We start from the raw sequence: 13527 nt of genomic DNA, 5'->3' as shown, positions 1-13527 counted from the left end.
GTCACTCCGCAATGAGATAGGCCAGGCGGGCCTGCTGCGCGAGCACCTGGGCTTGGAGAGCGAGATCGCGCAACTGCGCCTCGATGGCGTTCTTGCGCGCGGCGAGCACGGCACCGAGGTCGGCACGACCCGACTGGTAGCTGGCCAGCGTCACTTGGGCGCGCTCCTGCGCGAGGGGCAAGGCGACGCTGCGCTGGCGCTGCTGCACGCGCTCCAGGCGCTGCAGCTCGGCCACCTGGCCGTCGACGTCGGCACGGATTCGGCGCAATGCGTCCTCGCGTTCGGCCTGCAGCCGTTCTACCTCCTTCTGGCGCGAGGCGATCACAGGTTCCTGACGGGTGGACTTGGAGACCGGCAGCTCGAATGTCAACTGGAAGGACACCAAGTCCCCGAAGGACCGGGCACGGTTGCCGTAGGCCACCTCCCAGCCCCAATCCCCTAGGCGCATGGCCACGGCCTCATCGAGATCAGCACGGGCCATGGCCAGCATCGGGTTGAAGGCGAGAAGCTCGGCGTGCCGATCAAGCCCACCGAGCAATCGGGCGAGATCGAGCCGCAGCACCGGCGCCTCGGAGGCTGTTGCCATGTCCGACTGCTCCCCCGTCCACCGACGCAACTGGGCGCGTGCCTGCTCGACACCGGCCTGAAGCTCGTCCTTGCGGTCGGCCAGGTCCAGCAACTCCTGGCGTGCCATCAGCGCGTCGGCAGGTGTTGTGGCGCCAGAAGCCACGCGCGCGGCCAGGGTGTCCTGCAGGAGTCGGTTCTGCTGCTCAAGGGTGGCAAAGGCGGCGAGCTTGCGCTCGGCGAAGTGCAGATTGAGCCAGGCCAGCGCGGCCTCGCGCCTCACGGCCAGACGTTCGGCCTCCAGCATCGCTCGCTCGCGTTCCGCCCTGGCGCCGGCAGCGTCGCGCCGTGCTGCCCGCTTGGCAGCGTTGGGCACGTCCTGCATGACGCCGACCCGGCGCATCGTCATCGATTCCCGGTTCCAGCTGAACCGCTCCGGCCCCGAGATCGGAAAGTTCTCGACGCCAACCGCCAGCTTCGGATCGGGCAGTTGCCCTGCAGCGACGCGTGCCTGTTGCGCGCCGTCGGCGGTGGCCTGTCGCGCCGTCAGCGCCGCCGAGCGTTGCTCGGCCAGCAGCTGCGCCTGCTCGAAGCTCAGTGGTGCGGCATGGACCGCTGGGGCGGCCAGGAAGACGGCAACCACGAAGGCGGCCGAGACGAGAGGACGGGACTGCAATCCCGCCCGTAAAAAGATGGCCATGAAGGCTCTCCACAAAGACCCTGGAAGCGATCGAGCACGATCGCGAGACGTGGTCGCACCGCCGCGAACGCGGCCGCGCGAGCGTCAGGGCTCAATTGCGGAAGACTTGGAGGGCGAGATAGACCGGCAGCGTGCCGTCAGGCGGGCCGGTATGGGCGGTGATCACCGCCGGAAGTGCCTCGGCCGCTTCGGGCGGCAGCCAGAGGGCCAGGCGGGTCAGCAGCGGGTCGAGGATGACCGTGGGCGCCAGATCCGGTGCAGGCACGTTGCTGACCGTCTGCTTGTCGCGGTCGCAGTGCGCCTTGCACAGCTGCGGCTGTTCGGTGTCCATCGCGGACATCTGCTCGCAATCGGTCATGCCGGCCATGCCGGCGATCGATGAGCCCGCGGGTGCGGGCGCCGGGCAAGCATAGGCCGCGGTGGCAAGTTGAAGACACACCATGACCGTTGCGAGCAAGCTCGCGATGCAACGCAGGTAGGCCTTCCTCACTTTCATGTCGCGAGTCTAGCGGCGCCGTGAAGCGGTGCGAGGGCATGACCTTGCGCCAGCGCAAAGGAAAGCGTCATATCGCCTCCGAGGTCGTGGCAATCCGTCACTTTCTGAAGAGATTCTTCGCTTGCTGGGCTTGACCTTCCCACTGTGGGAGGCTCGAAAGTCCAGCTGTCATCAACCCAGTCCCAAGAGGACACCATGATCGCCTTCGAAGTCAACGACATGACCTGCGGTCACTGCGTCAGCACCATCACCAAGGCACTGAAGGCCGTGGACCACGCCGCCAAGGTGCAGATCGACTTGGCAACACATCGCGTGCTGGTCGAGCCCAACTCCGCCGATGCCGATGAGCTGGCCGAGGCCATCAAGGACGCGGGATACAGCCCGACACCCGTCGCGCCGATCAACGTCACGACCGAAAAGACGGCAAGCAGTTGCTGCGGCTGCGGCAGTCGCTGAATCAAGGGGCTTCCGCGGCATCAGCAGCCGGAGTTGACGCGGATCAAGCACCTGGGATCGGTCCCGATCAAAGCTCTCGTTGCAACCAACGAAAGGAACGCGCCGTGGACAACATGCAGCCAGCCCGCAAGCCGGCATGGCGAACACCGGCGGGTGTCTTCATGCTCGTCGCCGGCCTCGTCGGCTTGTATTACCTGTTGACCGAGCATCTGACGCGCGTGACGCAGGCGATTCCCTTCCTCTTTCTGTTGGCCTGCCCGCTGATGCACCTGTTTGGGCATCACCGGCACGGCAACGACGTTCGCGAAGAGTAGCGGCTGCTTTGCTGCCCCAACCTCCCTGCGCTAGACGGATCCACCGGTGGTGGCGCAATTCTGTCTTCTGGCAGCTTAGGGTGCTAACGTCATGTTGATGCGACATTTGGCCAGACCGCACCGGCTATGCGCTCGTGGCGGGGCGGATGGCCGCCCCCGTTGACCGCAGTGCGTTGAAGGCGGCGGAGCTGCTCTCGACGGCGGGCGCCACTGCGTTGGGCGGCGGTCTTGCCCTGTTGTGGCCGAGGCTGGCCGACTTTGCGGTGCCGCTGCTCGTCATCGGCTTGCTGGTTCACGCGACCGGCATGGGCCTCAAGCAGAGGTTGCAACGTGGAGACCCTCAACCACGGTGGCACAGCGCCCTGGTGTGGGTGTGCTGGCTGGCAATGGCCGGCTTGGCCGCCTTCCTCGGCTGGCGCATCTCTGCAGGATGAATTGGAGAACACGATGGACCATCGTCACCATGATCACGACACGCATTCCGCAAGCCCTTCGCAACCCGGTGGCGCCACGATCTACACCTGCCCGATGCATCCTGATATCCGGCAGGACCACCCGGGCAATTGCCCCAAGTGCGGCATGACCCTGGAGCCGCTGATCCCGGAGGCGACAGCGGAAGACGACAACCCGGAGCTGCGGGACTTCTCCCGCCGCTTCTGGGGGACCCTGCCATTGAGCGTGGTGGTCATGACTCTGGCGATGGCCGGGCATCGGTTCGGCCTCATGAATCCTGCTCAGCAGAGCTGGCTTGAGCTGGTCCTGGCTTTGCCGGTCGTGTTGTGGGCCGGCGGGCCCTTTTTTGAGCGGTGCTGGCAATCCCTGGTTCATCGCAGTCCGAACATGTGGACGTTGATCGGTATAGGCACCGGCGCGGCGTTCGTCTACAGCGTGGTCGCGACGGTCGCGCCTGAACTGTTTCCGCAAAGCTTTGCGGCTCATGGCCGGATTGGCGTCTACTTCGAGGCGGCGGCCGTCATCATCTCGCTGACCCTGTTGGGGCAGATGCTGGAACTCAAGGCGCGGTCGCAGACCTCCGCGGCCATCAAGTCACTGCTCGGGTTGGCGCCCAAGACGGCAAGGCGGATCGAACCGGACGGCAGCGAATCAGATGTCCCGCTCACGCATGTGCACGTCGGCGACCGCCTGCGCATCCGCCCCGGCGAGAAGGTCCCCGTGGACGGCGTCGTCATCGAGGGGACGAGCGCCATCGACGAGGCCATGCTGACCGGCGAGCCGGTCCCCGTGACCAAACGCCCCGGCGACAAGGTGATCGGCGCCACCATCAATACCTCAGGTTCACTGGTGATGCAGTCGGAGCGCGTGGGATCGCAGACCATGCTGTCTCAGATCGTGCAGATGGTCGCCCAGGCTCAACGCTCCAAGGCGCCCATGCAACGAATGGCCGATCAGGTGGCCGGCTGGTTCGTGCTGGTCGTGATCGGCATCGCGGTAGCGGCCTTCCTCGCCTGGGGCCTGCTCGGCGGTGAGCAGGGCTGGCAGTTTGGGCTCATCAACGCGGTGTCGGTCCTCATCATCGCCTGTCCCTGTGCACTGGGCCTGGCGACACCGATGTCGATCATGGTCGCCACCGGCAAGGCTGCGACCCAGGGCATCCTGTTCCGCGATGCCTCGGCCATCGAGAACTTCCGCCGGCTCGACACGATGATCGTCGACAAGACGGGCACGCTGACYSWRGGCCGGCCGGCCTTCGACCGCGCCGTGGCGGCGCAGGGTGTGACCGAAGACGAGGTGCTGCGACTGGCGGCCAGCCTGGACCAGGGCAGTGAGCATCCGCTCGCGCAGGCCATCGTGGATGCGGCGCGCGCCCGCAAGCTCGCGCTGTCGCCTGCGGTGGACTTCGAGTCCTCCACGGGCATTGGTGTCAGAGGTGTCGTCGAGGGCCAGAAACTTGCATTCGGCAACGCGGCGCTGATGGCGCAGGACGGCGTGGACGTGTCGCTGTTGCGTGCGGCCGGCGAGGACCTTCGCCTGCAAGGCAGCAGCGTGATGTTCCTGGCTCAACAGGGGCGCCTGATGGGCATCCTGGCCGTGTCAGACCCCATCAAGGCGAGCACGCCCGAGGCGGTCCAGAGCCTGCATGACGCGGGGATGCGCGTGGTGATGGCCACCGGCGATGGCCTGACCACCGCGCAGTCCGTCGCAAAGCAGTTGGGCATTGACGAGGTCCATGGCGAGGTCAAGCCGGCCGACAAACTCGCGCTTGTTGAACGGCTGCAGCGCGAGGGCCGCGTCGTGGGCATGGCGGGCGACGGCATCAATGACGCGCCGGCCCTTGCCAAAGCCGATGTCGGCGTGGCCATGGGGACCGGTACCGATGTGGCGATGAACAGCGCCCAGGTGACGCTCGTCAAGGGCGACCTGCGCGGCATTGCCCGGGCGCGAGGCATCTCCCAGGCCACCATCGCCAACATGCGACAGAACCTCGTGTTCGCCTTCGTCTACAACGCACTCGGCGTGCCGCTGGCGGCCGGCGCACTCTATCCGTTCACCGGGTGGCTTCTGTCGCCCATGATTGCGGCGCTCGCGATGAGCCTGTCGTCGGTCAGCGTGGTTTTCAATTCTCTGCGGCTGCGGGGCCCGCAGTGAGCGGCCCCCGGCCTGGGAACTGCTGATTCGGCCAGTCACGATGGGCCAGGCTGAGTGCCGGCCGGCACCGTTGACTTCCCGGATTCGCCGGCACGACCCTATTTACTGCGACCAGGTGAAGCGCGCGCCGTCGCTGTTGTCCGGCATGGGGCCAGGACTGTCGGCGCGGATATCCCCGGTCTTCGGATCGATGCGCAGGAAGCGGTTGGTGGCCAATGACATCAGCACCAGTTCGCCCGTCGGGGTTTCAATCCATTGGAAGCTTTGCGCCGTGCCCGGCTGGCCGGCCACCAGCGTCACCCCACCGTCCTCGCCGACCGTGACATGGCGTCGGCCCGATCGCAGGGCGACACGGCCCAGCTTGCGGTCGACGATCTCGAACCGCGTCGGCGCATCCGAAACCAGGCGCCCACCGCTGGCCGCCAGGCCGGTGCTCGCGTGAAACGACGTCAGCCGGACTGATCGGCCATAGGGAATGGGCCGCATCAGGCCGCGGGTATGCGGCTGATGGACGTCGATGCTGTCGAAATCGGCAAAACCGCCCTCGGCGCCGGTCGTGTTGTAGTTGAACAAGCTATAGCGAACACCTTGGAAGGTGAAGGTCTGATAGAGCAGCACGACCTCGTTGCCGATGGGCGTGAAGGTGTTGCCGTCGACCGAATAGCTGAAGCGCGCCCGTTCGGTGAGGAAGTCGCAGTCGGCCCGCAACCAGATGCGCGTTCCGGTCATCTTCACCCGCACCCGCTGATCCAGGCGCTGGTCGTAAAAGACGACATTGAGTTCGTCGGCAAGTTTCTCGACGCCCAAAGTCGCATAGGGCAGATTGAGCAGCCCAAGGCCTGCGGTGTCGCCCGTCTTGAGGTTCGACACATCGAGCAGGACGGTTGGCGTGGACATTGGCCCGATCGCTCGCTGCGTCAGCGTGTTGCGCGCGTCGTAGAACGAGGTCGCCGGCAGGGCATGCAGCCGCAGGAAACCCGGCCGCTCTGACAACGACCACTTGTCGTCGACCGGGACGTGGTTCCACTGCCACAGGGGTTGGAGCTGCGGCGCCGAAAAATCATCGCTGCGCTGAAAGGGCACACGCACCGGCTGCGGCGTGGCAGTCTTGGGCTTCACCCACGTCCGCGGCGTGCGCGTCAGGTTGCCCGGCAGGCCAAAGTAGGGCCAGCCGTCCTTCCAGGTGATCGGAGACAGGCTGAGCAGGCGACCGACGGAGTTGAAGTCCATCATCGAAAAGCCCCACCACTCGCCCGCAGGCGTCTGGATGATGCCACCCTGGTGCAACGCCAGGCTGTGGTTGGCGGCGGGGTCGGGCCCCCAGGTCTCGAACGGCGGCTGGCGCGTGCCCAGGCGCAAGCTTGAGGCCATGCCGAAGTCCTCATGCAAGCTGATCGCTTGATGGACCTCGTAGGGCCCCAGCACATGATCCGCTCGCGCCGCCGGCATGCGAAAACCGCCCGCGTAGTTGGCGCTGATGATGTAGTACTTGCCGTCGATCTTGTAGAAGTGCGCGCCCTCGCCCATGCCGGCGTCCTTGGTGAACAAGACGCGCTCGGTGCCCGGCACGATGTCGGTCAGGTCGTCCGTCAGCTGGGCCAGTCGCATCGTCTGGTGATCCCAGACGACATAGGCCTTGCCGTCGTCGAACAGCACGGACAGGTCGTGGAAGCTGCGCTTCATCGGCGTGCGTGTCCACGGCCCCTTCGGATCGGTGGCCGTGAACATCTGGGTCACCTGGCCGTTGACGTTGGCAAAGATGTAGAACTTGCCTTCGTGATAGCGGAAGGACGGCGCCCAGATACCAAGGCCATAGATGTGGTTGCCCCCCTCCAGCCGGAAGGCCGGGCCGAGGTCGAGCTTGTCCATCGCGTAGGCAACGAACTCCCAGTTGACCAGGTCTTTCGAGCGCAGGATCGGCACGCCCGGCATGGTGTGCATGGTGGTGCCGGTCAGGTAGAACCAGTCACCGACGCGGATCAGGTCCGGATCCGAAAACTCGTCATAGAACAAGGGATTGGTGAAGGTGCCGTCGCCGTTGTCCGGCGTCCAAGTGGCGGTCGACAAGCCCTTGGACGCGCTCGCCGCTGGCCCCCCGCCCTTCAACGCAGATGCCGGCGCCGCGCAGGGCAACAGCGTCAAGGCGATGCATGACAGCAGCCCGGATATGAAAACTACGGGCGATCTCGACCCATGCCACATGACGCTTCACCTTTCAGATTGCCCAGTTCGAACTGCCGCTGGCGGGCATGCAGCGGGCGATTGTCGACAGACTTTGGTATGACCAAATTGAAGTTTACGCATAAACTGGTCAGACCCTTTTCGGGTTTGGCCTCCCACGTCGTCATCCAAGCCTTCGGCTGTGCTTAGACCGGGTTGGGCGATTCCAGGTCTCTCAAAACCACTCCGGGTAACGCCCGCAACAACCTCTTGAAGGTTCACGCCCAGCCATGCGCCTCCCCAGCCTCCTGCACCGCATCGCCCTTTGCTGCGCCGCCCTCGCCTGCGGGGCCGCGCCGGCTGCCGAACCGGCGCCCGGCGCCAATCCGGTGCTGCGTGACCGCTTCACCGCCGACCCTGCACCGCTGGTCGTGGGCGACACGGTCTATCTCTACGTCGGCCGTGACGAGGCCAAGGGCGACGAGTTCTTCCGCATGAACGAGTGGCTGGCCTATTCCTCCAAGGACCTGCGCCACTGGACCGCCCACGGCGCCTTCATGAAGCCCACCGACTTCAAATGGGCGGTGGGCGACGCGTGGGCCGCGCAGGTGGTGCAGCGCAATGGCCGCTTCTACTTTTACGCCACCGTGCAGCACAACGACACGCAGCCGGGCAAGGCCATCGGCGTGGCGGTGGCCGACAACCCGCTGGGCCCGTTCAAGGATGCGCGCGGCTCGGCGCTGATCACCGATGCCACGACGCCGGCCCCCTACGGCTGGAACGACATCGACCCCACCGTCTTCATCGACGACGACGGCACCGCCTGGCTGGCCTGGGGCAACCCGGTGCTCTACCTGGCCAAGCTCAAGTCGAACATGACCGAGCTGGACGGGCCCATCGAGAAGATCGCGTTGCCCAACTACACCGAGGGGCCGTGGCTGTCCAAGCGCAAGGGGATGTACTACATGACCTATGCGTCCATGGCGCACCAGGGGCTCGCCGAGCATCTGTCCTATGCCACCGCGCTCAGCCCGCGCGGGCCCTGGACCTACCAGGGCACGCTGACCGGCACTGCCAAAAACAGCTACACCATCCACGCCGGCGTCATCGACGACTTCAAGGGACAGTCCTACCTGGTCTATCACAACGGCGCGCTGACCCTGCCGGATGGGGAGACCGGCGCCGGCGCCCGCCGCTCCGTCACGATGGAATACCTCTACTACGACGCCGACGGCCGCATGTGGCCCGTGACGCAGACCGAGGCCGGCGTCAGCACGCCGCCCAAGCCGCCCACCGGCAAGGTGCCCGCGCTGGCGGACCCGGGCCGCTCCGACCCCCGCGTGGCCGTCCAGCAGTTCGCCCAGGGCTATCCCGAAACCTGGCCGGGCAGCCCGGCGCTGGCCTCGGTCACCCGGCCTTTCGAGCAGGCCCCTGAACCCGTGGGCTTCCATCGCGACGGCGGCGGCGCCAGCCGCCTGGTGCAGACCTTCGTGCCGCGCGCCGACATCGCACTGGGCCGCCTCAGCCTGTACGCGGGCGACGGCCACGGCACGGATGCCACGCGCAGCTTGCGCCTGTCGCTGCGTGACGTGGAGGCCGGCACCGAACTGCTCGGCGCCGGCGAGGGCCTGGCCATCGCCTACCGGCCGCAAGGAGCAGGGCTGCTGAGCTTTGACTTCAGCGCCCATCCGCTGGTCGTGCTGAAGTCCGGCCGCCGCTATGCGCTGGCGCTGCAGGGCCAGAAGGATGCGCTGACGATCAATCTGCGCGCCAGCCGCAGCGACGTCTATGCCGGCGGCGAGGCCAGCCTCGACGACCGGCCGTTGAAGGACCGTGAGGGCCGCCCTGCGGACTTCGCGTTCGCGCTCTACGCGCGCTAGCCATGCGGAGCTGGCCCCAGGCCGCTGGGTTCGCCATCGGCGGGTCGGACATGGCAACCGTATCAATATGAAAACTCAGAAGATCACCTGCAAGGTATCGACCGCCGGTGTTGCCCGGGGCGACGGGGTCCCGGCGGATCAACTGCGACGGCACCTGCTGCAAGCCATCGCCGTTGCGCCGCTGCTGCTTGGCATGCCAGCCGAGGCCGAAGAGAGAGACAGTGAGAGCGAAACCGCGCAGCCTTTCCCCTTGTCGGATGTGCGGCTGCTCGACGGTCCTTTTCGCAAGTCCCAGAGCCTCAACGCGCTCTACCTCGAGTCGCTCAACTGCGACCGCTTGCTGCACAACTTCCGGAAAAATGCGGGACTCGCTCCGAAGGCGCCGGTGTACGGCGGATGGGAGGCGGAAGGGCTTTGCCCAGGGCACACCCTGGGCCATTTCTTAAGCGCCTGCTCGATGTTGTGGGCGTCCACCGGACGGGAGGCGCTGCGCGCCAGGATCGACTACGTCGTCAGTGAGCTACAGGCCTGCCAGGAAGCGGCGCCCGGCGGCCTGGTGTGCGGCTTCCCCGATGGCGATACGCAACTGCGCAATTGCCTGGCAGGCCGCCCTGTCGTTGGGGTGCCCTGGTACACCCTGCACAAGTTGATGGCCGGCCTGCGCGACGCGCATCTGCACGGGCGGAATGCCCAGGCGCTCGCGGTCCTGGTGCGTATCGGCGACTGGGTCGACGAGGCCGCGCGGCCGGTCGACGAGCCGCGCTTTCAAAAAATGCTCGATCTCGAGCACGGTGGCATGGCCGAAGTGCTGGCGGACCTGCACGCGCTGACCGGGGAGGCGCGCTACCTGCGCCTGGCTGAGCGCTTCAGCCACCGGGCCCTGCTCACGCCGCTTGCCGAAGGGCGCGACACCCTCGACGGCTTGCACGCCAACACGCAGATTCCCAAGGTGATCGGCTTCGCCCGGCTGCACGGACTCACGGGACAGGCGCATTACCGGCAGGCCGCGCGCTACTTCTGGCGCACGGTAGTCGAGCAGCGCTCGTTTGCGACGGGGGGGCATGGCGACAACGAGCATTTCTTTCCGCCCGCCGAATTCGAGAAGCATCTGGCCTCGGCTTCGACCATGGAAACCTGTTGCACCTACAACATGCTGCGTCTGACGCAGGCATTGTTCGCCGCGCAACCATCGGCCGCCTACGCCGACTATCACGAACGTGCCCTGTTCAACGGCATCCTCGCCTCCCAGGACCCGGACAGTGGCATGTTCACCTACTTCCAGGCCACCCGGCGCACCTATCCGAAGCTCTATTGCACGCATGAGCATTCGTTCTTCTGCTGCACCGGCACGGGGATGGAAAGTCACGCCAAGCACGGCGATTCCATCTATTTCCACCGTCGGGAAGTGCTGTATGTGAATCAATACATTGCGTCGGATCTGCATTGGGCCGACCAGGGTGTGCATCTGCGCCAGACGACCACGTTTCCCGAGCGCGGCGCCAGCCGCCTGACGCTGCGGCTGGAGCGGCCCACAAAGCTTGTCCTCAAGCTGCGCCACCCGGGCTGGTGCCGGCAGATGAGCGTGCGCTTGAACGGCCGCAAACTCATGGCCAGCGACAAAGCCGGGCGCTACGTGGAGCTCGCGCGCACCTGGCGCGACGGCGACGTACTGGACGTCGACCTGCCGATGCATGTGCATCTGGCACCGTTGCCGAACGCGCCCCAGATTGCGGCGCTCATGTACGGCCCCCTGGTGCTGGCCGCGCGCGTCGCCGGCCCCGCCATGGCGCCCGGTGCCGATCTGGTTGCGTGGAACGTGTCTTATGGCAAGACGTTCAAGGAGCCGCTGGAGATCCTCCCGCTACCCCTGCCTGGCGCCGGCCTTGATGGGGCGGTCCGGCGCGGTACTGGCCCGCTGATGTTCCATCTGAGCGGGCCGGGCCTGGGGGAGGGGTACGAACTGCTGCCGTTCCACAGAATCGCGCACGGCTACTACAACTTGTACTGGCAGGTCAGCTGATGTGCCCTTGACTGGCGAGCGAGAAGTTGGGCGGCACGAGGACATGCACGGCAACTGGCCGGCGACCGAAGCCCTGACTCGCAGTGATGACCTCCACAGACAAGACCTTGGACCAACCCTGACAACCTGACCCCACCCCATGAGCCGACCGATTTCTTCCCTCCTGCTGGCCCTCGTCCTTGCCTGCATCACGTCTCAGCCCCTTTCAGCGGCACCGGCCCCTAAGGAGATGCAGGTCGATCCTGCTCATAACCCTCTTATCTGGGCCGACGTCCCGGACATCGCCATCATTCGCGTAGGCAAGACCTACTACATGAGCAGCACGACGATGCACATGAGCCCGGGCCTGCCGATCATGAAGTCGACGGACCTGGTCAACTGGACCATGGCCTCGTACGCCTATCAAACCCTTGCCGACAACGAAGCCTTGCGCCTCGAAAACGGCAAGAACGCCTACGGTGAAGGCTCCTGGGCCAGCAGCCTGCGTTACCACGACGGCGTGTTCCATGCCTCGACGTTCGCCGCCAACACGGGTCGCACTCACATCTACACCACGCGCGATCCAGAACGCGGCCCGTGGAAGGAGACGAGCTTCGAGCCCTTGCTGGGTGACCACAGCCTGTTCTTCGACGATGACGGTCGCGTCTACATGGTCTACGGGGGCGGTCGCATCATGCTCACCGAGATGAAACCGGATCTCTCCGGCATCAAGCCCGGCGGCGTGAACAAGGTCATCGTCGAAAACGTCAACGCCCTCTTCGGCGCCGACCAGGGCGGGCTCAAGGGCGAAGGCTCGCAGCTTTTCAAGGCCAACGGCCGCTACTACCTGTTCAACATTGCCTCACCCGGCAGCCGTTGGGCACGCACCGTCACCATCCACCGCGCCGACGCCATCGACGGCCCCTACGAAGGTCGCATCGCGCTCGACGATCGCGGTATCGCCCAGGGCGGCCTCATCGACACCCCGGAAGGCAAGTGGTACGCCTATCTCTTCAAGGACAACGCCGCCGTCGGTCGCATCCCCTACTTCGTGCCGGTGACCTGGAAAGACGGCTGGCCCGTGCTCGGCGAAAACGGCAAGGCACCCATGACGCTCGATATCCCCGCCGGCGCACAGGGCGTCTCGGGCGCCTCCGGCATCGTCGCCTCCGACGAATTCGACCGCCGGCCCGGCGACCCCGCCCTGCCCCTGGCCTGGCAATGGAATCACAACCCGAAGCCCCATGACTGGTCGCTCACCAAGCGCCCGGGTTACCTGAGCCTCACCACCAGCCGGGTCGTTTCCACGCTGCTCGAAGCCCCGAACACGCTCACTCAGCGCACCTTCGGCCCGAGCAGTTCGGCCACCACCAGCATCGACGTGAGCGGCATGAAAGACGGCGACTGGGCCGGCCTGGCGGCTTTTCAGCGGCAGTATGGTTTTGTCGGCGTGAAGATGAGTGACGGCGCCCGATCTCTCGTCATGGTGAGCGCCGAAACCGACAAGCCTGAAGAGATCGCCTCCATTCCCCTGACTGGCAAGACCGTTCATCTCAGGGTCGACTGCGAATTTGAGCCTGCACCTGAACTCGCCCGCTTCTCCTACAGCCTCGACGGTAAATCCTGGACCCCCATCGGTCGTCCCTCTCGCCTGAAGTACACCTTCCCGCACTTCATGGGCTATCGCTTCGGCCTCTTCTATTACTCGACCAAGACGGCCGGCGGCCGTGTCGACTTTGACTACTACCGCGTCGGGCAAGGGACGGAAGACCGTCGCTGACAAGGCGCGATCACTTTCCGCCTTCCTCCACTTGCGCCCCACTTGAATAGACAACCCCTGTGAACTCCATCAAACACAGCCTCGCCGTTCTCGGCCTGATCGCGGCACCGGCTTTTGCCGCCAACCCGGTCAGCATCAACATCGACGCCGGCAAGCCCGGCCCGGTCATAAGCAAGTACGTCTACGGCCAGTTCGCCGAACACCTCGGCACCGGCGTCTACGAAGGCATGTGGGTCGGCACCAAGTCGAACATCCCCAACACCCGGGGTTGGCGCAATGACGTCGTCGGCGCGCTCAAGGAGCTGCATGTGCCGCTGGTGCGCTGGCCTGGCGGCTGCTTCGCCGACACCTACCACTGGCGCGACGGCATTGGCCCGCAGGACAAGCGCCCGAGCAACGTCTGGGGGACCCACGTCGAAGAGATCAACGCCGTCGGTACGCACGAGTTCTTCGACCTGATCGAGATGATGGGCGCCGACGCCTACGTCAACGGCAACGTCGGTACCGGCAGCGTGCAGGAGATGGCCGACTGGGTCCAGTACATGACTGCGGAAGGCGGCTCGCCGCTGGC

At 65.8% G+C, this 13527-nt stretch carries 10 protein-coding genes and 1 pseudogene; 8 read left to right on the top strand and 3 right to left on the bottom strand.

Going from position 1 to position 13527, the window contains the following annotated elements:
* Position 1 precedes the first annotated feature (1 nt).
* Positions 2–1264 carry a TolC family protein gene (locus ACXJKJ_RS16135; protein ID WP_457390964.1) on the bottom strand — a complete coding sequence of 421 codons (1263 nt, stop codon included), beginning with the start codon at positions 1262–1264 and terminating at the stop codon, positions 2–4.
* A gap of 91 nt (positions 1265–1355) precedes the next feature.
* Positions 1356–1631: a hypothetical protein gene (locus tag ACXJKJ_RS16130; RefSeq protein WP_457323115.1), complete on the bottom strand. Its 276-nt coding sequence runs from the start codon at positions 1629–1631 to the stop codon at positions 1356–1358.
* A 324-nt stretch (positions 1632–1955) separates the two neighbouring features.
* On the opposite strand from ACXJKJ_RS16130, the gene ACXJKJ_RS16125 reads away from it, so the two are divergent.
* From ACXJKJ_RS16125 to ACXJKJ_RS16110, 4 genes are all read left to right on the top strand, one after another.
* Entirely contained in the window at positions 1956–2216 is a 261-nt protein-coding gene (locus tag ACXJKJ_RS16125) for a heavy-metal-associated domain-containing protein (RefSeq protein WP_457356568.1), read from the top strand.
* Between the two features lie 113 nt (positions 2217–2329).
* Entirely contained in the window at positions 2330–2530 is a 201-nt protein-coding gene (locus tag ACXJKJ_RS16120) for a DUF2933 domain-containing protein (RefSeq protein ID WP_457391045.1), read from the top strand.
* A 146-nt stretch (positions 2531–2676) separates the two neighbouring features.
* Positions 2677–2964: a hypothetical protein gene (locus ACXJKJ_RS16115; RefSeq protein ID WP_457356569.1), complete on the top strand. Its 288-nt coding sequence runs from the start codon at positions 2677–2679 to the stop codon at positions 2962–2964.
* 13 nt (positions 2965–2977) lie between these two features.
* On the top strand, positions 2978–5137 hold the full coding sequence (locus tag ACXJKJ_RS16110) for a copper-transporting P-type ATPase (RefSeq protein ID WP_457390962.1): 2160 nt from the start codon (positions 2978–2980) through the stop codon (positions 5135–5137).
* A gap of 102 nt (positions 5138–5239) precedes the next feature.
* Here ACXJKJ_RS16110 and ACXJKJ_RS16105 read toward each other — a convergent pair whose 3' ends face one another.
* Positions 5240–7204 carry a glycoside hydrolase family 43 protein gene (locus tag ACXJKJ_RS16105; protein WP_200955266.1) on the bottom strand — a complete coding sequence of 655 codons (1965 nt, stop codon included), beginning with the start codon at positions 7202–7204 and terminating at the stop codon, positions 5240–5242.
* A 383-nt stretch (positions 7205–7587) separates the two neighbouring features.
* Here ACXJKJ_RS16105 and ACXJKJ_RS16100 point away from each other — a divergent pair, with 383 nt between their 5' ends.
* The 4 genes and pseudogenes from ACXJKJ_RS16100 to ACXJKJ_RS16085 form a co-directional block, all read left to right on the top strand.
* Complete coding sequence (locus tag ACXJKJ_RS16100) at positions 7588–9177, top strand: glycoside hydrolase family 43 protein (RefSeq protein ID WP_457390960.1); 1590 nt, start codon at positions 7588–7590, stop codon at positions 9175–9177.
* 67 nt (positions 9178–9244) lie between these two features.
* Positions 9245–11197: a glycoside hydrolase family 127 protein gene (locus ACXJKJ_RS16095; RefSeq protein ID WP_457356573.1), complete on the top strand. Its 1953-nt coding sequence runs from the start codon at positions 9245–9247 to the stop codon at positions 11195–11197.
* 139 nt (positions 11198–11336) lie between these two features.
* Positions 11337–12956, top strand: coding sequence for a glycoside hydrolase family 43 protein (locus tag ACXJKJ_RS16090; RefSeq protein WP_457356574.1), 1620 nt, complete (start codon positions 11337–11339; stop codon positions 12954–12956).
* A gap of 59 nt (positions 12957–13015) precedes the next feature.
* Positions 13016–13527 (top strand): annotated as a pseudogene (locus ACXJKJ_RS16085) (alpha-N-arabinofuranosidase); the annotation flags it as partial.

This window comes from Roseateles sp. P5_E1, from assembly GCF_054049335.1.
The sequence above is the reverse complement of the archived record's forward strand: the minus strand, read 5'-3'. Positions and strand labels throughout refer to the sequence as shown.